Genomic DNA, 22,943 nt, shown 5'->3' with positions numbered 1-22,943 from the left:
TGTCGTCCACCGCCCACGCCTGGGGCCGCACGGCTGCCACCGCCCGCCGTGCGGCCGGACCCGCACCGCCGCACCCCCCCGGCCCTCACACAGCCCGCGAACCGGCGCGAGCGGGCCTGCGGTGGGGCGGGAGGGGCTGCCGGAGGCGGTGGTCGGTTGTGGTGGCCCGGTCGGGGCGTCAGCCGAAGCAGCTCGGGACCGGGTTGGGACTGCCGAGGCAGTTGGTGGGGACGTTGTCGATGATACGGATCTTGCCAAAGGTGGTGACGGTGCCCTCGTTGTGGATGCCGCCTGCGGGCGCGTCCGAGAGGTTCTTTGTCACCTTGGAGTCGGTGAGTGTGAGGTCGGCACCGCTTTCGTTCAGGAAGATGCCGCCGCCGCTGGCGCCGTCGCCGAGGGCCTGGTTCTCCGTGACCTGACTGCCGCGGATCGCGACATCACCTTCCATGATGATGCCGCCGCCGTCGCCGCCGACGGCGACATTGCCCTTGATCGTGCTGTCCTCGATCACCGTGTCACTCACCAGGCTCAGGCCGCCGGCATCGTCGAAGGCGGTGTTGTGGCTGATGGTGCTGCCACGCACATACAGGGCCCCTTCCGAGTTCACGATGCCCCCGCCGTCATCCTCGCCGGCGGTGTTGTGGCTGATCTTGCTCGACACGATCTCCATCACGCCCTCGTCGAGGAGGATGCCGCCGGCGTCGCCGGCGCTGTTGTGACTGATGAGGCTCTTGCTGATCGTGACCGTTCCGGTCGAGCTGAGGGCGCCGGCGTTGACGGCGGTGTTGTGGGTGAGTTCGGAGCTTGTGATGCTCAGTGCGCCCACGTTGTGGATGGCACCGCCGTCGTCGTTCGCGGCGGTGTTGCGGCTGAGCGTGGTGTTGCGGACTCGGGTGATGCCTTCGTTGTGGATGGCGCCGCCGGTGGCGTCCGCGTCATCGTCGGTGACGGTGTTGTGGGTGAGCGTGGTGTGGTCGAGGTCGAGGCGTCCCGCCGGGGTGACGAGGATCGCGCCGCCGCTCTGGTCTTCCGGTGCTTTGCCGCGGGTGAGGGTGAGGTGGCGGAGTTCGAGGTCGCCGCCGGCCGAGACCTGGAAGAAGCGGAACCGGTCGGCGTTGGCGGCGCGGGCGACGGTGGCGCCGTTGCCGTGGATGGTGATGGGCTGGACGATCTCGGGGAGGCCGTTGCCGTCCTGGTTGGCGGTGAGGGTGTAGGTGCACTTCTCAGCCAGACTGAGCGTTCCACCGCCGTCGTTGTTCGCCTCGGTGATGGCCGCGATCAGCGCGTTCGGATCACAGGGCACTCTTTTGCGGGCGTGCTCGTCGTCGGCACCGGCGCCGCCCTGGTCGCGTGATCCGGAGCTCTGCTCGTCGTGGCCGTCCGGTCCCTTCTCCTGGCGCTTGTCGGAGTTGTCGCCCTCGCCACGCGCGCTGTGCTCGTCCTCGGACCCCGAGCTGCGGTCCTCGTCGCTGTCTCCCCAGCCACGGTCGTCGGCATGCCCTGACCGGTACTCCTGTTCGTCGACGCCCTCACCGCCGCGGGCGGGGACGGCGGCCCGGAGCGCCGGGGCCTTGGCGTCGGCGGATTCGGCGGTCACCGTCCGACCGCTGATCAGGGTGGTCCCGCCGGTGAGGGTGGCGATGCCGGCTGCTGCCGCCACGGCCAGTTTCCAGTGGCGACTCAGGGGCGGACCCCCCGGACGGCGCACCCCGTCCGAGCTAGGCGTTTGAGGCATCTTGTGTCTTCTCCTCCAGGCTGACGGCACGTCACGAGCCGTCTGACGAACCAAAGAAGACACATAGAAACATGCTAAGAGGTGTAAATCGGATAATCGGCCGGAAGGGTGTGTTCCTCCCCGGCCATGCCGGGCCGTCAGCTTGTGCTGCGCAGTATGCGCCGGGCTTCACGTCGACCGGTCAGCAGTGCGCCGTGGACGTAGGTCTGGTGGTCCCGGCTGGTCGCCTCGCCGGCGAAGAACAGACGGCCGGCGACCGGCGCGGCCAGGGCGTCGACGTCCTCGGGGTGCGAGCCGACGGCGGGATAGGAGTACGACCCCAGGGCGAACGGGTCGGCCGCCCAGCGGGTGACGCGATGTCCGATGGGGTCGGGGATGTGCTGCCCGTAGATGGTTCGCAGCGCGGCGACGCCCTCGCGGACCACGGCGGCTTCGCCGAGGTCCTCCCCACCCTCCACCCGCGCACCGGACACCCTCCGGCACATCATCAGCACCCGGACCGGCACCTGCCCCACCTGCCGACGGACCCTGCCGTGGCAGCCCCCCGACACCACCCGACGAAGCCCTACTAGGATCCCTCCCCTGATGACCGCAACCCTCGTCGCCAAGGACCTCGCCGCCGGACACGGCGACCGCACCCTCTTCGCCGGGCTCGACCTCGTCGTCGCGCCCGGCGACGTGATCGGCCTCGTCGGCGTCAACGGCGCGGGGAAGTCCACCCTGCTCCGACTGCTCGCCGGCCTCGACGCCCCGGTACACGGTGAGCTGCGGCTCTCCCCGTCGGCCGCCTCGGTGGGCCACCTCCCGCAAGAGCCGGAACGGCGGGACGGCGAGAGCGTACGGGAGTTCCTCGCCCGCCGGACCGGGGTCGACGCGGCCCAGCGCGCGATGGACGACGCCACCCAGGGCCTCGTCGACGGCACGCCGGGCGCCGACGACGCCTACGCGGCGAGCCTCGAGCGCTGGCTCGCGCTCGGTGGTGCCGACCTGGAGGATCGCGCCGAGGAGGTCGCGGGCTCACTCGGCCTCGCCATCGGCCTCGACCAGCCGATGACCTCGCTCTCCGGCGGCCAGGCCGCCCGGGCCGGCCTCGCCTCCCTGCTCCTCTCCCGCTACGACCTCTTCCTCCTCGACGAGCCGACCAACGACCTCGACCTGGACGGCCTGGAGCGGCTGGAGGAGTTCGTCACCGGCCTGCGCGCCGGGACGGTCGTCGTCAGCCACGACCGCGAGTTCCTCACCCGCACCGTCACCAAGGTCCTCGAGCTCGACCACGCCCAGCAGCGGATCACCCTCTACGGCGGCGGCTACGCGGCATATCTGGAGGAACGGGAGACGGCGCGGCGGCACGCCCGCGAGGAGTACGAGGAGTACGCCGACAAGAAGGCCGCCCTCGAGGGCCGGGCCCGGATGCAGCGGTCCTGGATGGACAAAGGAGTCAAGAACGCCCGGCGCAAGGCGGGTGACAACGACAAGATCGGCCGCAAGTTCCGCAGCGAGGCGAGCGAGAAGCAGGCCGCGAAGGCCCGACAGACCCAGCGCATGATCGAACGGCTGGACGTGGTCGAGGAGCCCCGCAAGGAGTGGGAGCTGCGGATGGAGATCGCGGCCGCTCCCCGCTCGGGGGCGGTCGTGGCGACCCTCCGCGACGCCGAGGTGCGGCGGGGCGACTTCCGGTTCGGACCGGTGTCGCTGCGGATCGACTGGGCCGACCGCGTCGCCGTCACCGGTACCAACGGAGCCGGCAAGTCGACGCTGCTCGCCGCCCTGCTCGGCCGCCTCACGCTGGACTCCGGGCACTCGGCCGTCGGTTCCGGCGTCGTCGTAGGAGAGGTCGACCAGGCCCGCCGGCTGTTCCACGGCACGGACTCACTGCTGGACGCGTTCTGCGCGGCGGTTCCCGGCACCGAGCCCGCCGACGTCCGCACCCTCCTGGCCAAGTTCGGCCTCAGGGCGGACCACGTCCTGCGCCCGGCCGTCAGCCTGTCCCCGGGGGAGCGGACCCGGGCGGCGCTCGCCCTGCTCCAGGGCCGGGGCGTCAATCTGCTCGTCCTCGACGAGCCGACCAACCACCTCGACCTGCCGGCCATCGAACAGCTGGAGTCCGCGCTCGCCTCGTACACGGGCACGCTGCTCCTGGTCACGCACGACCGGCGGATGCTGGACACCGTCCGCACGACCCGGCGCCTGGAAGTGGCGCACGGCAAGGTCACCGAGTCCTGAAGAAGGCCGAGCATGACGACCGACCCCCTGAACCGGCTGTGCGAACTCCTCGACAGCCTCGACTCCGTCGACGAGGCGATCGACCTCGCCGACATCGTCGCGGCGTCCGGCGACCGCTCCCTGCTGCCCCGTCTGGAGGCGGCGATGGACCGCTTCCTCGGTGAAGGGAACTTCTACGCCCGCGAGATGCTCGGCGGCGTGATCGCGTCACTCGGCGGCACCGGCACGCTCCCCCTGCTGCTCCGCGCCTCTGCCGTCGACCTCGGCGACGACCAGGACGGTCTGGCGACGGAGATCGTCGACCTGGTCCAGTCCGATCCGGACGGGGCCCGCGTGGTGCTGGAGCCGCTGACGAAGGACGCGGACCCGGTCGTCGCCGAGCGTGCGGCATGGGCGCTGCGCTTTCTCCCGGGGCCCCCGCAGGCCTGAGCGCGCCCCGCGGCGACTCCGCCCGACGTGGGGCCGGTGCGGGGTCGGGAGCCCCGGTCGGCCGCGCGGCGGGGCGGCATGCGGCGCGCCCGGGTTCACGGGTGACTCCGGCCGCCGGACACCGGAGCGGGAGCGGAGCACCACGGGAGCCGGACGAGCGCGGGGACCGGAGAGCGAAGAGGGGCCCGGAACCGGCGCCGGCGCGGCGACGCGCCGTGGGAGCGCGGCCGGCCGGGCCGCCGGGCTAAGGGCTCGGGGCGGAGAGCAGCCTGCACAGGGTGCCCCGGTGGAGTTCGGCGACCGGGCCCACCAGGTCGGGGTGGCGCAGCAGCGGCGCCGCGCGGTGGTCGCGCCGGCTGGGAATGGTCAGGCGGCGCGCGGCACCCACGGAGCCGGCGCCGTGGTGGGTCGCGGAGACGCAGGCCGCCGCCATGGCCGCGAGTTCCGCGTCGGCGAGCAGACAGGCCGCCCAACTGACCACGGTCTCGTCCACCCAGGTGCGCCAGATGTGTTCAGGTCCCTCCGATGGCTCGCCGGCACCGCTGACCGCGTCCAGACGCGCGGCGCCCCCGGGGCCGAGGAGATGCAGCAGCTCCGCGTCCAGCTCGGTCGGGTAGCGCAGGGCGGCGGCGATGGTCGCAGCCTGTCCGGCCTGGGCCTCGGCCAGCGCACGGTCGAGCGCACCGGCCTCCGGTGGGAACGCCGACAGGAGCCAGCGGGTGGCGGCTGCGATGACGGGTGAGAGATCACTGGGCATGTGGGGCGGAACCATCCTCGACGTGTGCCGGCCGTGGTCGCGCCGGGGCTGGCGAGCGCCGCCGCGCCAGGCGCGCGAGTGGCAGGCAAGCGTAGGAGCGACGGCCCGTACGGCGACAGGACGCAGGTCACAACGGCTTTCCGTGCCCGACGAGCACACGGCGGGGCCGGGCCCGGGCCGGTGGGCGGGAGGGTCGGTGTCCCGGGCGCCCGGCAGCACGCACCGCGTGCCAGGGCGACCGGACAGCCGGCGCACCGACGGCCGTGCCTCCTCGGCGGGCCGGGCGGACCCGGAGCGCGAACCCGGCTGAGCGGTCCCGGTCCCCGCGGCCCGGGACCGCTCAGCCGCGGCGGGGTCAGCGCCCGCCGCGTCGCTTGTCGTCGAGGAGACCGGCCCGCCGCAGTGCGTCCGCCATCGCGCTGTTGGCCGGGGCGGCCGCCTGGCGTCCCGATGATCCCGAGCCGGCGTCGGCCCTGCGGTCGCGGCCGCCCTGGCGCTGCTGCGGCGGCCTGCCGCCGCCCTGACCCCGGTCGCGGCGTTGACCGCCACCGCCGCCGCCCTGCTGAGCCGCGGCCTCGTCGTCCAGCCGCAGGGTCAGCGAGATCCGCTTGCGCGGGATGTCGACGTCGAGGACCTTCACCTTGACCACGTCACCCGGCTTCACCACGTCCCGCGGGTCCTTGACGAACGTGCGCGACATCGCGGAGACGTGCACGAGCCCGTCCTGGTGGACGCCGACGTCCACGAACGCCCCGAACGCCGCGACATTGGTGACGACGCCCTCCAGCACCATCCCGGACGCCAGGTCGGAGATCTTCTCGACGCCGTCCTTGAAGGTCGCGGTCCGGAACGCGGGTCGCGGGTCGCGTCCCGGCTTCTCCAGCTCCCGCAGGATGTCCGTCACCGTCGGCAGACCGAAGGTCTCGTCGACGAAGTCGTCCGGGCGCAGCGACCGCAGCACGCCGGTGTTGCCGATGAGCGCCGCGACCTCGCTGCCGGCCGTCTTCACCATGCGCCGCACCACCGGGTACGCCTCGGGGTGCACGCTGGAGGCGTCGAGCGGGTCGGCACCGCCGCGGATCCGCAGGAAGCCCGCGCACTGCTCGTACGCCTTCGGGCCGAGCCGCGCCACGTTCTTGAGCTCCTTGCGGGAGCGGAACGGGCCGTTCTGGTCGCGGTGGGCCACGATGTTCTCGGCGAGGCCCGTCCCGATGCCCGAGACCCGGGAGAGCAGCGGCGCGGAGGCGGTGTTCACGTCGACGCCGACGCCGTTCACGCAGTCCTCGACGACCGCGTCCAGCGAACGCGAGAGCTTCACCTCGGACAGGTCGTGCTGGTACTGGCCCACGCCGATCGACTTGGGGTCGATCTTCACCAGCTCGGCGAGGGGGTCCTGCAGCCGGCGGGCGATGGAAACGGCGCCGCGCAGCGACACGTCGAGCCCCGGCAGTTCCTGCGAGGCGAACGCGGACGCCGAGTACTCCGACGCGCCCGCCTCGGACACCATGACCTTGGTGAGCTTCAGCTCCGGGTGCTTCGCGATGAGGTCGGCGGCCAGCCTGTCCGTCTCGCGGGACGCCGTGCCGTTGCCGATGGCGACCAGTTCGACCGCGTGCTCCTTGGCGAGACGGGCCAGCTTCGCCAGCGACTCGTCCCACTTGTTCGCCGGCACGTGCGGATAGATCGTGTCGGTGGCGACGACCTTGCCGGTCGCGTCCACGACGGCGACCTTCACACCGGTGCGGAAGCCGGGGTCGAGGCCCAGCGTCGCGCGCGTGCCGGCGGGGGCGGCGAGCAGCAGGTCCCGCAGGTTGGCGGCGAAGACCCGTACGGCCTCGTCCTCGGCCGCCGTCCGCAGCCTCAGCCGCAGATCGATCCCGAGGTGCACGAGGATCCGGGTCCGCCACGCCCAGCGGACCGTGTCCTGCAGCCACTTGTCCGCCGGCCGGCCCCGGTCGGCGATGTCGAAGCGCCGGGCGACCATGCCCTCGTACGTCGACGGGCCGTCCGTGGGCTCCTCGGGCTCCAGCTCCAGGCTGAGGACGTCCTCCTTCTCGCCGCGCAGCATCGCGAGCACGCGGTGCGAGGGGAGTTCGGTGAACGGCTCGGCGAAGTCGAAGTAGTCGGCGAACTTCGCGCCGGCCTCCTCCTTGCCCTCGCGGACCTTCGCCGCCAACCGGCCCCGGGTCCACATCCGCTCGCGCAGCTCGCCGATGAGGTCGGCGTCCTCGGAGAAGCGCTCGGTGAGGATCGCCCGGGCGCCCTCCAGCGCGGCGGCCGCGTCGGAGACGCCCTTGTCGGCGTCGACGAACGCGGCGGCTGCCGCGAGGGGTTCGACCGACGGGTCGCCGAGCAGGCCCTCGGCGAGCGGCTCCAGCCCGGCCTCGCGGGCGATCTGCGCCTTGGTGCGCCGCTTGGGCTTGAAGGGGAGGTAGACGTCCTCCAGGCGGGCCTTGGTGTCGGCGGCCCGGATCTGCGCCTCGAGGTCGTCGGTGAGCTTGCCCTGTTCGCGCACGGACTCGAGCACCGACGTCCGCCGCTCCTCCAGCTCCCGCAGATAGCGCAGCCTCTCCTCGAGCGTGCGCAGCTGCGCGTCGTCGAGCATCTCGGTCGCTTCCTTGCGGTAGCGCGCGATGAACGGGACGGTCGACCCGCCGTCGAGCAGCTCGACGGCCGCCTTCACCTGCCGCTCCCGTACGCCGAGCTCCTCGGCGATCCTGCCTTCGATGGACGTCGTCACGGTTCCCGACTCGCCTTCCGATACCGGCTGTGCCTGGAGGCCGCGCGGACCGGTGTCCGCGCGATCTCTTCGGCTGCATTCTGCCGGGTGGGCGGGGGCCGTGTCGCGCGTCCCCCTACGCGCGGCGCCCGTGCCCGGCCGCGCCACCGAAGAGACGGGCCAGCAGGCGGAACGGGAAGGTGACGACGGCGGCGACGATGCCGCTGAGGGTCCTGAGCGCGTCGGCGATGGCACGGAACACGGTTTGCCTCCTCGGTTCGGGCACGTTGTGGTGCTCGGTTCCGGGTTGCCGTGCCCTGTGCCGCCAAACCTCCCCCGGCCGCCGCGGCCGGGCGTCGACCGGCCTGTCCGACGAGGTTCCGCGACGGACAGGTCCGACGAGGCTCCTTGTCCTTCCCGTGCCGTCCTTCCCGTGCCGTCCCGCTCCGGCCCGCGGTGGTGGGCCGGAGCGGCCGCCGGCTCCTCCCGGGAGGCCCTGGCGGCCGGGCCCGTACCGGTGAGCCCGCGCCGCCTGCCTGCCGCTGCCGCCTGCCTTCGCCGGTCAGTCCTTGCCGGTGAGGTCGGAGGGGAAGGCGCCGGCCGCGGCGGCCGTCATGAGGAATCCGCGGCCCAGCTCGGTGAGGCGTTCGACGCCCGCCTCGCCCAGGTGCTCGTACGGGGCGAGATCGAGCCGGTCGGTGTGCTCCTCCAGTTCGGCGCGGAGCGCCGTGCCCGCCTCGGTCAACTCGCCGTCGCCGTCGAGTAGCCCGCGTTCGCGCAGCCGATCGGAGGCCGCGTCCCAGTCCGTGCGGCGCCAGCCTCGACTGGCGAGGATCCAGCGCGGCGACATGCCCTTACCGGTCGCGGTGTGGCTGACCAGCGCCTCCAGCGGATCGAGCCCGGCGGACAGCAGCGCGGCGAGATGGCCGTCGCCGCGGTGCTCGCGCAGCAGCGTCGCCGCGTGCCAGAGGGCGAGGTGCGGTTGCTCGGGTACCGGCAGGTCGGCGTGTGCGGCGTACAACGGGCGGGCGGGCCGGGTGCAGGCCTCGGTGGCGCGCAGTGCCAGGCGGGCGGCCTCGGCCATCTCCGGCGAGGTGACGGTGTCGTCGCCGAGCAGTCGGCGCAACGTCGCGTCCACCGCCCGCATCCGTGCGTCCAGCACCGTGGCGGGCGACGCGATGTCCCAGACGGCCGGGAGGTGCCGGGCTATCAGCTCGTGGCTGAAGTTGTAGAAGGTCGCCGCGACCGTGCCCGGCCCGACCGCTCCCAGGGCGGCGGCGCGGCCCGCGAAGTAGGCGGCGCTGGTGTCCTCGACACCGATCCCCGCGAGCTCCTTCGCGTAGTCGGGCGAGAAGTACACGGTGGAGTGGAGCGGATTGACGGCGTTGTGGCAGCGGCGTCCCGCGCGCGGGTGCAGAGAGCTCATGCCCGCACGTTACCGACTGGTCGGTACGACGTGAAGACGGTAAGTTCCCATCGCCCGCGGGGAACCTCCCTCCGCCCCCGCGAGGGGAGTCACCCTCCGCTGCCGCGAGGGTGCGTGGTCGGTCGTCCCGAAGGGACGGTCTCCACCCGCTGATGGCAGGAATGGTGGGTTTCTCGTCATTGCGGTCATGCGCCGGTGGTCGGGACGATGGACGCATGCAGCAGCGAACCGTGCTCGTGGTGCTCTTCGACGGAGTGCAGAGCCTCGACGTCACCGGCCCGGTCGAGGTCTTCTCCGGCGCCAACCAGGCCCCCCACGCCCCGTTCCGGTACGCCGTGCGCACCGCCTCGCTCGACGGCGGGCCCGTGCGCACCTCCAGCGGGCTCACCGTCCTCCCGGACGCGGCCCTCGGCGCCGGTGGCCCGCCGCACACGCTGATCGTGCCGGGTGGGGAGGGCACGCGCCGGCCCGATCCCCCGCTGGTCGACTGGCTGCGTGCCAACGCCGGGGCCGCCACCCGACTCGTCTCGGTGTGCACCGGGGCCCTGCTGCTCGCCGGGGCCGGTCTGCTCGACGGCCGCAGGGTGACCACCCACTGGTCCGTCTGCGACCAACTCGCGCGCGACTACCCGGAGGTGGAGGTGGACCTCGAGCCGATCTTCGTGCGCGACGGTTCGCTCGCCACCTCGGCCGGGGTCACCGCGGGTATCGACCTGGCGCTGGCACTGGTCGAGGAGGACCTGGGACGCGGAACGGCTCTGACCATCGCCCGCCACCTGGTGGTGTTCCTGCGCCGGCCCGGCAACCAGTCGCAGTTCAGCGCCCAGCTCGCCGCCCAGAGCGCCCGGCGTGAACCCCTGCGCGACGTGCAGCAGTACATCACCGACCACCCGGAGGGCGATCTGTCCGTGGCGGCGCTGGCGGGGCTTGCCGCCCTGTCGCCCCGTCAGTTCGCCCGCGCGTTCCGCGCCGAGACGGGGACCACGCCGGGGAGGTACGTCGACCGGGTGCGCCTCGAACACGCCCGCCGGTTGCTGGAGGACACCGGCCACGGCATCCAGGAGGTCTCCCGCGCCTGCGGCTACGGGACACCCGAGGCGATGCGCCGCGCCTTCGTGAAGGCTCTCGGCACGGCGCCCGCCGAGTACCGGCGCCGCTTCCACGTACCCGCCCGCTGAACGACCGGGGAGAGCCCGAACGACCGCAGGGGGCCCGCCGACGCGGCCGCGGCAGCGGCCGCGCGGACGCCGCCGGACCAACCGCGGCGGCGGCCGCCGGTGACCGGGTACCCACTGCGAGACCCCGCCCGAAACGACCGCGAGAGCGGCCACTGAAAGGACAGAACCCGCCATGCAGATCGCCATCGTGCTCTACGAGGGTTTCACCAGCCTCGACGCCATCGGCCCCTACGAGCTGCTGTCCCGCCTGCCCGGGGCGGAGACCGTCTTCGTCGCCGAGGAGGCGGGTCCCGTGCGGAACGACCAGGGCTCCCTGGTCGTGACCGCCGAGCGGGCGCTCCACGAGGTGACCGCGCCGGACATCGTGCTCGTCCCCGGCGGACCCGGCTCACGGCGCGCCATGCTCGACGAGACGATCCTCGACTGGCTCCGCACGGCCGACGCGACCAGCACCTGGACCACGTCCGTGTGCACCGGCTCGCACCTGCTGGCCGCGGCCGGACTGCTCGAAGGGCGTCGCGCCACGTCCCACTGGCTCGCCCTGGACGACATCGTGCCCTTCGGCGCGGAGCCGACGGGGGAGCGCGTGGTCTTCGACGGCAAGTACGTCACCGCCGCGGGCGTCTCCTCCGGGATCGACATGGCTCTCCACCTGCTCGGCCGGATCGCGGGCGACGAGGTCGCCCAGACGGTGCAACTCCTCACCGAGTACGATCCGCAGCCGCCCTACGACGCGGGATCGCCGGAGAAGGCCCCGGAGCGGATGGTGGCGCAGTGGCGCACCCACGCGGGGCTGGTTCTGGGGGCGGAAGCCTGAGCACTCCCGGTCGCGCGGCTGGGTCTCCGCACCGGCCCGGTCCCGGCAGCACCAGGTCCGGTTCCGGCCGCGTCCGGTCCGGCCCGGGCCGCCCGGCGAGCCCCGCGCGGTCCGGGCGCCAGCCGGCACCGGCCGCCCCGAGCCGCTGCCCGAACCGGCGGCACGCCCGTCGTCGGAACGTCCGTGCGGTGCGGCCGCCGTTCGTTGGCCGGATCAGGCCGCCCGTGTGAGGCGGCCGGCCGGATCCGGCCGCCCGCCTCACACGCTCCAGGTGAAGCGGGGAGGTCTGCGCTCCAGGAAGGCGGCGATACCCTCCGCGGTGTCGCCGCTGCCGCGCGCCTGCTCCGCCCAGTGTGCGTCGCGGTCGGTGCGTCCCGCGGCGAACTCCTTGGCGGCGGCCTGCGTCAGCTGCGAGCGGGCCGCCAGCACCCGGGCGAACTCGGCCACCCGCTTGCCCAGTTCGCCGGCGGGCAGCACCTCGTCCACCAGACCGGTGCGCAGTGCCCGCTCCGTGCCGATCAACTCGCCCGAGAACAGCAGGTACTTCGCGGTGGCCGGGCCGACGAGCGAGACCAGCCGCCGGGTCGAGGGCGCGGGGTAGACGATGCCGAGCTTTGCCGGGGTGATCCCGAAGGAGGCACCCTCCTCGGCGAACCGCAGATCACAGGCCGCCGCCAGCTGGCAGCCGCCGCCCACGCAGTAGCCGCGGACCGCCGCCAGCGACGGCTTGGGGAACGCCGCGAGCGCCTCCTCGGCCCGTACGGCCAGCTCCTGCGGTGACTCCTCCGGAGCGGGCGCGCTCAGGGAGGTGATGTCGGCGCCAGCGCAGAAGGTGCCGCCGTCGCCGGTGAGCACCAGCACCCGTACGGCGGGGTCGCGGCCCAGTCCGTCCAGCAGCGCCGGCAGCTCCCGCCACATCGCGGCGGTCATCGCGTTGCGCCTGGCGGGGTGGCTGATCACAACGGTCGCCACCCCGTCCGCCACCGTGTGCCGGACCTCCGGCTCCGCCTCGTGCGCCTCGTTCGTCCGGTCCATGCGCCGGATGCTATCCGCCGGACCCCTACCTATGATCAGGACGGGGGTGGCGGTGCCGACGACCAGCGACGACACCGGTGCCGACGGCAGTGGCGACGGAGACGGCAAAGCGACGGAGACGGCAAAGCGACGGAGACGGCGCACCGACGGAAACGGCGAGACCGGCCGGGACCGCAGAGCCGGCGAGGACGACAGCGACCGGGGAGGGCACGACGAGGAGGCACCCATGACCGGTCCCGCCCAGGAGGGCAGAAAGCTCCGCCGCAGCTTCGGCTGGCTGGCGGCCCTCGGTGTGATCCTCGTGATCGCCGGGATCGTGGGTCTGGTCTACACGGGCCTCGCCACCCTCACCTCGATGCTCCTGTTCGGCTGGCTGCTGCTCGTCGGCGGGCTGGTCGGACTGTTCCAGGCGGTCGAGTCCCGCGGCAGCAGCTCCTTCTGGCTCAGTGTGGTCGTCGCCGCCCTGAACATCGCGGCCGGTGTGGTCGTCATCCGCCACCCGGAGGGCAGCGCGGAGGCGCTGACCATGTTCGCCGCGCTGCTCTTCCTCACCGGCGGGCTCTTCCGGCTGGTGGGGTCGCTGGTGGTACGGGGGCCGCAGTTCGGCTGGACCCTGCTCCAGGGCGCGTTCGGCCTGCTGCTGGGCATCCTGGTGCTGGCGAACTGGCCCGAGAGCAGCCGTTACGTCCTCGGCGTGTTCTTCTCCCTCGCCCTGCTCTTCGACGGGCTGGGGCTGATCGCGATCGGTGTGGGCGGCCGCCGGATCGTCGAGATGGTCACGGACGGCGGGCAGGGCGGGGAAGCCGGGGAGGCGGCCGGTCCGGCCTCTGCCGGTCCGTCCGAGAGGTCATCAGAAGAGGGCCCGGATCGATCGAAGAACTGACCGGAACGCAATAACCCGGTCCGGAGCCGTCGATAGGAGCTGACTTCTGGTCAGCAGCCCGGTATGGACCAGTGCATTCCCAACACTCGTGTACACAACAGTTCCCAGCGACGTTTCACGAGGGTGGGTGCGGGACTATGGAGAGCCCCGGTAGCGTCCCGGCCCGGCCACTGGCGTACGAAGGCGTCTGGCGGTTCACCGCACCCGCACTCGACGTCTCCGTACCGCAGGCCCGGCATGCCGTTCGCGATCTGGTCCGCCGCCAGGGCGTACCGGTCCACGACGAGGTCCTGCAGGGACTGCTGCTGATCGTGTCCGAGCTCGTCACGAACGCCGTCCGGCACGCGGCCCTGCTCTCGCCGGAGGTGGCCATCGAACTGGCGGTCGGTCCGGAGTGGATCCGGGTGGCCGTCGAGGACAACCACCCCTACCGGCCCAAGGCCCTGGAGAGCGACTCCGCCCAGACGGGCGGCCGGGGACTGCTGCTCGTCAAGGAGATCACCCGGGAGGCGGGCGGCGAGTGCGACGTCGAGCACACGTCGAGCGGCGGAAAGATCATCTGGGCCGCTCTGCCGCTCGTCCCCCTGAGCGGCGCGGCGCCCCTGTAGGGGCGCCGCGCCGGAGGGACTTCGCGAGGAGGCCCCGGTGGGGTCACCAGCCTCCGGCCGGACCCGTGAGCTCCCTGACGGCCGGGCGCGCCGCGTCCAGCACCGTCATGAACCAGGCCGAGAACGTGTCCCGGGCGTGGCGCTCCGCAAGCTCCGTCGCCGTCACGAACGCGGTCTCCCCGACCTCCTCCGGGTCCGGCCGCAGCGGCGACTGCACCAGGCCCACGAAGAGGTGGTTGAACTCCTGCTCGACCAGGCCCGAGGCCGGGTCCGGATGGTTGTAGCGGACGGTCCCGGCCTCGGCGAGCAGCGAGGGCGAGACGCCCAGCTCCTCGTGGGTGCGCCGGGCCGCCGCCGTGAACGGGGCCTCGCCCGGATAGGGGTGCCCGCAGCAGGTGTTCGACCAGACTCCGGGGGAGTGGTACTTGCCGAGCGCCCGCCGCTGCAGGAGCAGCCGCCCGTGCTCGTCGAAGAGGAACACGGAGAACGCCCGGTGCAGCTGTCCCGGCGCCTGATGGGCGGAGAGCTTCTCCGCGGTGCCGATGGTGCGGCCGCTCTCGTCGACCAGTTCGAGCAAGATCGGTTGCGTGGTGCCGTTCGGCGAGCTGTTCGGCGCGGTGGCGGGTGTGATCGGCATAGCCATCCTTCGCTTCGGTCCTCGGCCCTGAGGGGCGCACCCAGTCTGCCGTACAAAAGCGGCTTGTCCGCACTTCGCCGTCCCTGGGCATGTCCGTGCCCGTCGTGCGGGAGGCACGACGGGCACGGACGGCGGCTCAGACCCCGAACGCCTCCGAGTACGTGATCATGCCCTGTGGCGTCGCGTCGGAACCGTCCAGCACCAGAGCCATCATCGCCTCGTCGGGCACCTCGAAGCCCGGCCGGACACCGAGCCGTGAAGCGCGCCCGAAACCGAACCTCGGGTAGAACTCCGGGTGACCGAGCACCACGACCAGCCGTTCACCACGGACCCGGGCGGCGTCCAGCGCCGCCCGGATCACCGCGGAGCCCGCGCCCCGGCCCTGGAGCTGCGGCGCGGTGGCGCAGGGGGCCAGTGCCAGAGCGGGCTCGCCGCCGACCAGGCAGCGGGTGAGCAGCGCGTACGCCGCCACGGAGCCGTCCGGTGCCTCGGCCACCCAGGACAGCCCCGGCAGCCACGCCGAAGGGTCCCGTCGCAGCGCGTCCACGAGATCCGCCTCGTCGTCCGTCGGGAAGGCCGCCGCGTTGACCGCACGCACCGCGGGGACATCGGCGTCCGTCTCCGGTCGGACCCGCCAGCGCGGGTCGGCGGGCCGCAGTACGTATCCGGTGTAGCCGTATTCGGCGCCGTGGTCGCGGCGCATCGCGATCTCCGCCCGGGTGGCCTCCAGCGCGGCGGCGGTTCCCGGCTTCGCCGTGTCCGGATCGACCGCTGCGGCCCGGGCGCCGAGCGGGCCGTAGTACTCCTCCCAGTCGCTCTCGGGCTGACGGTGCACCCCGGCGACGTGGTAGCCGGCCCCGACCGCCGCGGCCGCGTTGGCCGCCGTCGTGCGCAGCGGACAGTGCTCGTCCCAGAAGGCACGCGCGGTCGGGCTCGGTTCGGCGCAGGTCCACTCGCACTCGGTGAGGACCAGGGCGCCGCCCGGCGCGAGCAGGCGCCGCCAGGAGCGCAGCGCCGTGTCGAAGCCGATCGCGTACGCCGAGCCCTCGGCCCAGACCAGGTCGAAGGACCCGTCGGGGAAGGGAGGTGCGGCCATGTCGGCGACGACGGTGCGGATACGCTCGTCGAGACCGCGCTCGCCGCTCGCCCGCCTCAACTCGTCCAGGAACGGCTCGTGCAGGTCCACGGCGGTCACCTCGGCCCCGGCCTCGGCGGCCAGCAGCAGTGCGGCCCGGCCGGGTCCGCAGCCGAGGTCGAGCACGCGCGGACGCGGCGGGACGGGGTCCGCCAGGCTCAGCAGCCGGCGGGTGGTGGCATCGGAACCCGGCCCCTGCCGGGGCAGCCCGTGGTGGAGGGCGAAGAAGGCGTCGTGAAAGGCGTTGTCGGACAACGTGGGAAACCCTTTGGATGAGACGGGTCCCGGCCGGCGTGCGGATCGGCTCAGCGTGCGGATCGGCTCAGCGTACGGAGTACGTGCGCCCGGAAACCCGGAGATCGATGGAGGACTGGGAGCTGCGCAGGGCAGCGGCGACTGCGACCGTCATCAACCTCAGCTCCTCTCGGTCCCGCACCACTCGGCCGCGCCAATCTAGCAGCCCTCGGAGAGCGGGAGGGAGCCGCCGGCCCGCGGGGGCCCGGGCGCGCTCGGCCGGGGCAAGCGCGCGAAGCGTCCGCCCCAGGCAACGCCGCGTCAGTGGCAGTAGCCCGCCTCGTGCTCGGCATGACCGCCGGGCTCCAGCTGGAACGTGCAGTGCTCGACGTCGAAGTGCGAGCCGAGACAGCCCTGCAGATCGTGGAGCATCTTCTCGTGGCCCACCACGTCCAGGAAGTCGGGCGCCACCACCACGTGCGCGGACAGGACCGGCATCCCGGAGGTGATCGTCCAGGCGTGCAGATCGTGGACGTCCACGACGCCCGGCAGGGCCTGGATGTGCTCACGCACCTCTGCCATGTCGACGTTCTTCGGTGCCGCCTCCAGCAGCACGTTCAGCGTCTCCCGCAGCAGCTTGAGCGTCCGCGGCACGATCATCAGGCCGATCACCAGCGAGGCGATCGGGTCGGCCGCCTGCCAGCCGGTCGCCAGGATCACGGCCGAGGAGACCAGCACCGCCACCGAACCGAGCGCGTCCGCGAGGACCTCCAGATACGCGCCGCGCACGTTGAGGCTCTCCTTCTGCCCCCGTTTCAGCAGAAACAGCGACACCGCGTTGGCGGCCAGACCGACGAGGGCGAAGGCGATGGCGACCCCGCCCCTGGTCTCGGCGGGGGTGATGAAGCGCTGGATCGCCTCGTACAGCAGGTAGCCGCCGACGCCGAGCAACAGCACGCAGTTCGCGAGCGCGGCCAGGATCTCTGCCCTGGCCAGGCCGAAGGTGCGCTTCGCGTCGGGCGGGCGGCCGGCGAAGTGGATCGCGAGCAGTGCCATGGCGAGCCCCAGACCGTCGGTCGCCATGTGGGCGGCGTCGGCGATCAGGGCGAGCGAGTCCGCAAGCACCCCGCCGACGATCTCCAGGAGCATCACGCCCAGCGTGATCGCCAGCGCGACCCGCAGCCGTCCCCGGTAGGCGGCGGCCGCGGTCCCCGTCGGCGGGCCACCGCCGTGCGCGTGTCCGTGGTCGTGCCCTGCCCCCATGCGAGAAGCCTCCCGGATCACGCTGAACGGTCTGCCCGAGTGGCCAGTCAACTACGGGTGGGGGGTACCGGGCAACACGACGCTGAACACCGTTGTCATATCTCCTGACCTGCGGTTACGCCCGCCGGTCAGAGCCTTGGGCAGCCGCCGTGGCGGCTCGTGGCGGGGCCACCCCGGGGTGGTGCAGCAGCCAGCCGGCCCATGCCGACTCGACCATTTCGCGTACCCCGCGCGAGGCCGCCCAGCCGAGCTCCTTGCCGATGCGCTCGACCGAGGCGACGGCACGCGCCGCGTCCCCGGGGCGCCGCGGCTCGACGACCGCCGGCGTGCCGTGGCCGGTCACCTCGGCGACGACACGAGCCAGCGTGCGCACGGAGACGCCCTCACCGCGGCCGACGTTCACCGTGAGGTCGCCGGCCCCGTCCCGGCCGGCCAGCCGGCGGGCCACGGTCAGATGGGCGTCGGCGAGGTCCGCGACGTGGATGTAGTCGCGGACACAGGTGCCGTCGGGCGTCGGGTAGTCGTCGCCGAAGATTCTCGGAGCGTCCCCCTTGGTGATCCGGTCGAAGAACATCGGGATCACGTTGAACACCCCGGTGTCCGCGAGCTCCGGCCGGGCCGCGCCGGCGACGTTGAAGTAGCGCAGACAGCCGGTGGCGATGCCGTGCGCCCGGCCCACCGCCCGCACCAGCCACTCGCCGGCGAGCTTGGTCTCGCCGTACGGGTTGATCGGCACGGCCGGTGTGTCCTCCTTGATCAGGTCCACGTCGGCCATCCCGTACACCGCCGCCGACGAGGAGAAGAGGAACCGCTTCACTCCCGCGTCGACGACGGCCTGCAGCAGCACCGTCAGCCCGTGCACGTTCTCCCGGTAGTAGCGCAGCGGCTGCTCCATCGATTCGCCGACCTGCTTGCGGGCCGCCAGGTGCACCACCCCCGTGACCGCGTGCTCGGACAGGACGCGGTCCAGCAGCTCCCCGTCCAGCAGGGTGCCCCTGACCAGGGGCACCCCCTCGGGCAGCCGCGCCGTGTTGCCCGTCGAGAGGTCGTCGAGCACGACGACCCGCTCGCCGGCGCCGATCATGGCGTGTGCCACGTGCGCTCCGATGTACCCCGCCCCGCCTGTGATCAGCCAAGTCATGCACGCCACTCTAGCCACGCGGTGCCGGGGGCACCCACCGCCGCCGGGGCGGTTTGTGGGGTCGGCCACTGATCGACGATGATGATCTCGGTCGCGGCACCGGCGGCGGGTCACCGTTCAGGGCATGGGACGCCCGGACCGGGGACGCGGCCGGCGGGAAGAGCGGGAGCGTCCTCACCGGGAAACCTCAGTGAACTCGCGCTTCCGTTCATCCGATAGCCTCAGCCGACGTGCCGCCGCCCGGTCCCGGGCCGAGCCGCCGTGCCCACCCATCTGATCAGCGCCAAGGAGTGAGTCCGTCTGTCGACCGCCATCCTCACCGGTCCGCCGGTACCCGGATCGCCGCTCGAGGGCGATCTGCGGTCGCTGGGCTTCGATGTACACATCGCGTCAGGGGCCGACGAGGCGGCCGACCTGCTCGCCGCGGTCCCGGCCGCCGAGCGGGCCGCGCTCGTCGACCCGCGCTTCGTCGGCCACGTCCACGCACTCCGCCTCGGCCTGACGGACCCCCGCTTCCCCGCCGCCGCGATCCCCGGCGCGGCCACGGCCCGACCCGAGGCACGCGCCGCCCTGCTGGCAGCCCTGCGCGAGGCGGCCGCGGGCCCGCGACCGGCGGCCGAGCGGCCCACCGCGCAGTCGTCCCAGGACAGCGCGTCCTCCGGCGCAGCGGCCACGGACACCCACCCCGCCCGGTCCGACGTCCTCCCCGACCTCGTCGCGGTCGCCCTCACCGCCGGGGGCGCCGCTCCGCACCGCCCCGAGCTGGGCACCCTGGTGGCGACCGTGCCCGGCGACCCCCAGGACCGCAACGAGGCCCGGCAGGCCGTGGCGGCGGTCGACGACGAGGACGTCCGGCTGCGGTCCGCGGTCAAGGCGCGGGACGGGTTCTTCACGACGTTCTGCATCAGCCCGTACTCGCGCTACCTCGCCCGCTGGTGCGCACGGCGCGGGCTGACCCCGAACCAGGTCACCACCGCCTCGCTGGTCACCGCGCTCATAGCGGCCGCCGCCGCGGCCACCGGCACCCGGGGCGGCTTCGTGGCCGCAGGCGTGCTGCTGATCCTCTCCTTCGTCCTCGACTGCACCGACGGGCAGCTCGCCCGCTACTCCCTGCAGTACTCGACGCTCGGCGCCTGGCTCGACGCCACCTTCGACCGGGCCAAGGAGTACGCGTACTACGCGGGCCTCGCCCTCGGCGCCGCGCGCGGCGGGGACGACGTGTGGGCCCTGGCGCTCGGCGCGATGGTGCTGCAGACCTGCCGCCACGTGGTCGACTTCTCCTTCAACGAGGCCAACCACGACGCGACCGCCAACACCAGTCCCACCGCCGCGCTCTCCGACCGGCTCGACAGCGTCGGCTGGACGGTCTGGGTCCGGCGCATGATCGTGCTGCCGATCGGCGAGCGCTGGGCCATGATCGCGGTGCTGACCGCCGTCACCACCCCGCGGATCGTCTTCTGCGCCCTGCTCATCGGCTGCGCCTTCGCCGCCGCGTACACCACGGCGGGCAGGGTGCTGCGCTCGCTCACCCGCAAGGCCCGCAGGACCGACCGCGCCGCGCAGGCGCTCGCCGACCTCGCCGACTCCGGTCCCCTGGCGGAGGGCTTCGCCGCGGCGTTCCGGGGCGTGGCCCGCCGACTGCCGGCGCTCGCGCCGCCGGCGATCGCCGTGACCGGCGCCGCGGCGGTCACCCTCACCGCCCTGCTCGCCCCCTACGGCAGCCCCTGGACGGTCGTCGCCGCCCTGGCCTACGCCCTCACCTCCGGCCTGGCCGTCTCGCGCCCGCTCAAGGGCGCCCTCGACTGGCTGGTGCCCCCGGTCTTCCGCGCCGCGGAGTACGGCACGATCCTGATCCTGGCCGCCCGGGCGGACGTGAGTGGGGCCCTTCCAGCGGCATTCGGCCTGGTGGCCGCGGTCGCCTACCATCACTACGACACGGTGTACCGCATCCGCGGGGGCACCGGCGCGCCCCCGCACCGGCTGGTCCTGGCGGTCGGCGGGCACGAGGGGCGGACCCTGGCGGTCGCGCTGCTGGCCACCCTGCTCGGCGCCCCGCAGTTCACGATCGCGCTGACGGTCCTCGCGGTCGCCGTGGCACTCGTGGTGGTCGCGGAGTCCGTCCGCTTCTGGGTCTCCTCCGGAGCACCCGCCGTACACGACGAAGGAGAACCCGCATGATCGGCCTTGTTCTGGCTGCCGGTGCCGGACGGCGTCTGCGCCCCTACACCGACACCCTTCCGAAGGCCCTCGTGCCCGTGAACGGGGACCTCTCGGTCCTCGACCTGACGCTGAAGAACTTCAGCGAGATCGGCCTCACCGAGGTCGCCGTCGTCGTCGGCTACCGCAAGGAGGCCGTGTACGCCCGCAAGGACGAGCTGGAGGCCACGTACGGCCTGGAGCTCACCCTGATCGACAACGACAGGGCCGAGGAGTGGAACAACGCCTACTCCCTGTGGTGCGCCCGCGACGTGCTCGAGCGGGGCGTGATCCTCGCCAACGGCGACACCGTGCACCCGGTCTCCGTCGAGGAGACCCTGCTCGCCGCGCGCGGCGACGGCCGCCGGATCATCCTCGCCCTCGACACCGTCAAGCAGCTCGCCGACGAGGAGATGAAGGTCATCACCGCGGACGGCCAGGGCGTCCGGCGGATCACCAAGCTGATGGACCCGGCCGTCGCCACCGGCGAGTACATCGGTGTCACCCTCATCGAGCCCGAGGCCGCGAAGGAACTCGCCGACGCGCTGAAGGCCACCTTCGAGCGCGACCCCGACCTCTACTACGAGGACGGCTACCAGGAGCTGGTGAACCGCGGCTTCCGGATCGACGTGGCCCCGATCGGCGACGTCAGGTGGGTCGAGATCGACAACCACGACGACCTCGCCAAGGGCAGGGAGATCGCGTGCCAGTACTGACCCGGCTCATTCCGTCACCGGTCGTCGTCGACATCAGCTGCGGCGCGATGGACGACCTGGCCGGCGTCCTGGCCGACCAGCGCATCTCCGCGTCCGGCGAGCTGGCGATCGCGATCAGCAACGGCTCGGGCCAGGCCCTGCGCGAGCGGCTGGCGCCGGTACTGCCCGGCGCCGACTGGTACGAGGTCTCGGACGGCACCATCGACTCGGCGGTCAAGCTGGCCGACGACGTCAAGGGCAAGCGCCGCTACGACGCGGTCGTCGGCCTCGGCGGCGGCAAGATCATCGACGTGGCGAAGTACGCCGCGGCGCGGGTCGGTCTGCCCATGGTCGCCGTCGCCACCAACCTGGCGCACGACGGACTGTGCTCGCCGATCTCCATCCTCGACAACGACAACGGCCGCGGTTCGTACGGCGTCCCCTCGCCGATCGCCATGGTGATCGACCTGGACGTGGTGCGCGAGGCCCCGGTCCGTTTCGTCCGCTCCGGGATCGGCGACGCGATCTCCAACATCTCCGCGATCGCCGACTGGGAGCTCTCCCGCAAGATCATCGGGGAGTCCGTCGACGGACTGGCGGCCGCGATGGCCCGCACCGCCGGCGAGGCCGTGCTCCGGCACCCCGGGGGCGTCGGCGACGACGAGTTCCTGACGGTGCTCGCCGAGGCGCTGGTGCTCTCCGGCATCGCCATGTCGATCAGCGGCGACTCCCGGCCGTCGTCCGGCGCCTGCCACGAGATCAGTCACGCCTTCGACCTGCTCTACCCCAAGCGCGCCGCCAGCCACGGCGAGCAGGTCGGCCTGGGCGCCGCCTTCGCGATGCACCTGCGCGGCGCGGAGGAGGAGGCCGGCCTGTTCGCCGAGGTCCTGCGCAAGCACGGGCTGCCGGTCCTCCCCGAGGACATCGGCTTCTCCGCCGACGAGTTCGTCCGGGCCGTGGAGTACGCCCCGCAGACCCGGCCCGGCCGGTTCACCATCCTCGAGCACCTCGACCTGTCCACCGACCAGATCAGGGACGCGTACGCCGACTATGCCAAGACCATCCGTAGCTGAGCTCCGTCCGGTCGTCCACCCGGCGGGTGTGAAGGACCGGCGCAGTGGCGAGCACTGGGGCGGCCGCCTGTACATGCGCGAGATCTCCCTGCGCATCACCCGCGTCCTGGTCGGCACCAAGGCCACGCCGAACCAGCTCACGTACCTGATGACGATTGCCGGGGTCCTGGCCCTGCCGGCCCTGCTGGTCCCGGGCGTCTGGGGCGCCGTCCTCGGCGTGGTGATGGTCCAGCTCTACCTGCTGCTGGACTGCGTGGACGGCGAGGTCGCCCGCTGGAAGAAGCAGTACTCCCTGTCCGGGGTGTACCTCGACCGGGTCGGTGCCTACCTGTGCGACGCGGCCGTCCTCGTCGGCTTCGGCCTGCGCGCGGCGGACCTGTGGGGCGGCGGCCGGATCGACTGGCTCTGGGCCTTCCTCGGCACGCTCGCCGCTCTCGGCGCGATCCTGATCAAGGCCGAGACCGACCTGGTCGGCGTCGCCCGGCACCAGGCCGGGATGGAGCCGGTCAAGGACGCGGCGGCCGAGCCCCGGTCGTCCGGCATGGCCCTCGCCCGCCGGGCCGCCGCGGCGCTGAAGTTCCACCGGCTGGTCCTCGGCATCGAGGCGTCGCTGCTCATCCTGGGGCTTTCGATCGTGGACCAGATGCGGGGCGACCTGTTCTTCACCCGCCTCGGCGTGGCGGTGCTGGCCGGTATCGCCCTGCTGCAGACGGTGCTGCACCTGGTCTCCATCCTCGTCTCCAGCAGGCTGAGGTGAGC

21 protein-coding genes are annotated in these 22,943 nt (G+C 72.9%); 10 read left to right on the top strand and 11 right to left on the bottom strand.

Annotated elements, in window-relative coordinates; all coding sequences use genetic code 11:
- Nucleotides 1-178: 178 nt before the first annotated feature.
- A complete protein-coding gene (locus tag AB0J10_RS18360) occupies nt 179-1,660 on the bottom strand; it encodes a hypothetical protein (RefSeq protein WP_363062734.1) in 1,482 nt (493 codons plus the stop codon).
- Between the two features lie 212 nt (nt 1,661-1,872).
- Nucleotides 1,873-2,241 carry an FAD-dependent oxidoreductase gene (locus AB0J10_RS18355; protein ID WP_363062732.1) on the bottom strand — a complete coding sequence of 123 codons (369 nt, stop codon included), beginning with the start codon at nt 2,239-2,241 and terminating at the stop codon, nt 1,873-1,875.
- 79 nt (nt 2,242-2,320) lie between these two features.
- Here AB0J10_RS18355 and AB0J10_RS18350 point away from each other — a divergent pair, with 79 nt between their 5' ends.
- Nucleotides 2,321-3,958, top strand: coding sequence for an ABC-F family ATP-binding cassette domain-containing protein (locus AB0J10_RS18350; protein WP_363062730.1), 1,638 nt, complete (start codon nt 2,321-2,323; stop codon nt 3,956-3,958).
- A gap of 12 nt (nt 3,959-3,970) precedes the next feature.
- The gene (locus AB0J10_RS18345) at nt 3,971-4,387 is read left to right on the top strand and encodes a hypothetical protein (protein ID WP_363062728.1); all 417 of its coding nucleotides are present in this window, start codon (nt 3,971-3,973) and stop codon (nt 4,385-4,387) included.
- 244 nt (nt 4,388-4,631) lie between these two features.
- On the opposite strand, the gene AB0J10_RS18340 is transcribed toward AB0J10_RS18345, so the two are convergent.
- From AB0J10_RS18340 to AB0J10_RS18325, 4 genes are all read right to left on the bottom strand, one after another.
- Nucleotides 4,632-5,144, bottom strand: a complete 513-nt coding sequence (locus AB0J10_RS18340; RefSeq protein ID WP_363062726.1) for a hypothetical protein — start codon at nt 5,142-5,144, stop codon at nt 4,632-4,634.
- Nucleotides 5,145-5,499: 355 nt separating this feature from the next.
- On the bottom strand, nt 5,500-7,884 hold the full coding sequence (locus tag AB0J10_RS18335; protein WP_363062724.1) for a Tex family protein: 2,385 nt from the start codon (nt 7,882-7,884) through the stop codon (nt 5,500-5,502).
- Nucleotides 7,885-7,999: 115 nt separating this feature from the next.
- Nucleotides 8,000-8,125: an LPFR motif small protein gene (locus tag AB0J10_RS18330; RefSeq protein WP_363062722.1), complete on the bottom strand. Its 126-nt coding sequence runs from the start codon at nt 8,123-8,125 to the stop codon at nt 8,000-8,002.
- A 300-nt stretch (nt 8,126-8,425) separates the two neighbouring features.
- The gene (locus AB0J10_RS18325; protein WP_363062720.1) at nt 8,426-9,289 is read right to left on the bottom strand and encodes a hypothetical protein; all 864 of its coding nucleotides are present in this window, start codon (nt 9,287-9,289) and stop codon (nt 8,426-8,428) included.
- A gap of 215 nt (nt 9,290-9,504) precedes the next feature.
- Here AB0J10_RS18325 and AB0J10_RS18320 point away from each other — a divergent pair, with 215 nt between their 5' ends.
- Entirely contained in the window at nt 9,505-10,467 is a 963-nt protein-coding gene (locus AB0J10_RS18320; protein ID WP_363062718.1) for a DJ-1/PfpI family protein, read from the top strand.
- A 172-nt stretch (nt 10,468-10,639) separates the two neighbouring features.
- A complete protein-coding gene (locus AB0J10_RS18315; RefSeq protein ID WP_363062716.1) occupies nt 10,640-11,284 on the top strand; it encodes a DJ-1/PfpI family protein in 645 nt (214 codons plus the stop codon).
- A gap of 258 nt (nt 11,285-11,542) precedes the next feature.
- On the opposite strand, the gene AB0J10_RS18310 is transcribed toward AB0J10_RS18315, so the two are convergent.
- Entirely contained in the window at nt 11,543-12,319 is a 777-nt protein-coding gene (locus AB0J10_RS18310) for an enoyl-CoA hydratase/isomerase family protein (RefSeq protein ID WP_363062714.1), read from the bottom strand.
- 226 nt (nt 12,320-12,545) lie between these two features.
- Here AB0J10_RS18310 and AB0J10_RS18305 point away from each other — a divergent pair, with 226 nt between their 5' ends.
- Together AB0J10_RS18305 and AB0J10_RS18300 are read left to right on the top strand one after the other, a co-directional pair.
- On the top strand, nt 12,546-13,202 hold the full coding sequence (locus AB0J10_RS18305; protein ID WP_363062809.1) for a DUF308 domain-containing protein: 657 nt from the start codon (nt 12,546-12,548) through the stop codon (nt 13,200-13,202).
- 137 nt (nt 13,203-13,339) lie between these two features.
- On the top strand, nt 13,340-13,810 hold the full coding sequence (locus AB0J10_RS18300) for an ATP-binding protein (RefSeq protein ID WP_363062712.1): 471 nt from the start codon (nt 13,340-13,342) through the stop codon (nt 13,808-13,810).
- A gap of 43 nt (nt 13,811-13,853) precedes the next feature.
- Here the strand turns inward: AB0J10_RS18300 and idi are convergent, their stop codons facing one another.
- The 4 genes from idi to galE all read right to left on the bottom strand — a co-directional run bounded on the left by idi (nt 13,854) and on the right by galE (nt 18,220).
- Nucleotides 13,854-14,447, bottom strand: a complete 594-nt coding sequence (idi, locus tag AB0J10_RS18295) for an isopentenyl-diphosphate Delta-isomerase (protein WP_363062710.1) — start codon at nt 14,445-14,447, stop codon at nt 13,854-13,856.
- 136 nt (nt 14,448-14,583) lie between these two features.
- The gene (locus tag AB0J10_RS18290) at nt 14,584-15,837 is read right to left on the bottom strand and encodes a bifunctional class I SAM-dependent methyltransferase/N-acetyltransferase (protein WP_363062708.1); all 1,254 of its coding nucleotides are present in this window, start codon (nt 15,835-15,837) and stop codon (nt 14,584-14,586) included.
- A 300-nt stretch (nt 15,838-16,137) separates the two neighbouring features.
- Entirely contained in the window at nt 16,138-17,079 is a 942-nt protein-coding gene (locus AB0J10_RS18285) for a cation diffusion facilitator family transporter (protein WP_363062706.1), read from the bottom strand.
- A gap of 115 nt (nt 17,080-17,194) precedes the next feature.
- Nucleotides 17,195-18,220 (bottom strand): UDP-glucose 4-epimerase GalE, encoded by a 1,026-nt coding sequence (galE, locus tag AB0J10_RS18280; RefSeq protein WP_363062704.1) that lies wholly within the window; start codon nt 18,218-18,220, stop codon nt 17,195-17,197.
- 498 nt (nt 18,221-18,718) lie between these two features.
- On the opposite strand from galE, the gene AB0J10_RS18275 reads away from it, so the two are divergent.
- The 4 genes from AB0J10_RS18275 to AB0J10_RS18260 are packed head-to-tail and all read left to right on the top strand — an operon-like array spanning nt 18,719 to nt 22,941.
- The gene (locus AB0J10_RS18275; RefSeq protein ID WP_363062807.1) at nt 18,719-20,398 is read left to right on the top strand and encodes a DUF5941 domain-containing protein; all 1,680 of its coding nucleotides are present in this window, start codon (nt 18,719-18,721) and stop codon (nt 20,396-20,398) included.
- Nucleotides 20,395-21,132: a phosphocholine cytidylyltransferase family protein gene (locus tag AB0J10_RS18270; protein WP_363062702.1), complete on the top strand. Its 738-nt coding sequence runs from the start codon at nt 20,395-20,397 to the stop codon at nt 21,130-21,132. The genes AB0J10_RS18275 and AB0J10_RS18270 overlap by 4 nt, the downstream gene beginning before the upstream one ends.
- Complete coding sequence (locus AB0J10_RS18265; protein ID WP_363062700.1) at nt 21,120-22,184, top strand: iron-containing alcohol dehydrogenase family protein; 1,065 nt, start codon at nt 21,120-21,122, stop codon at nt 22,182-22,184. Before AB0J10_RS18270 ends, AB0J10_RS18265 begins: the two co-directional genes overlap by 13 nt.
- Nucleotides 22,162-22,941, top strand: a complete 780-nt coding sequence (locus tag AB0J10_RS18260; protein WP_363062698.1) for a CDP-alcohol phosphatidyltransferase family protein — start codon at nt 22,162-22,164, stop codon at nt 22,939-22,941. Before AB0J10_RS18265 ends, AB0J10_RS18260 begins: the two co-directional genes overlap by 23 nt.
- The last annotated feature ends 2 nt before the right edge of the window (nt 22,942-22,943 follow it).

It is taken from the genome of Streptomyces sp. NPDC049887, from assembly GCF_040656535.1.
Classification (GTDB): domain Bacteria; phylum Actinomycetota; class Actinomycetes; order Streptomycetales; family Streptomycetaceae; genus Streptomyces.
Note: the sequence above shows the minus strand (reverse complement) of the source record. Positions and strands in the feature narration are given on the sequence as shown.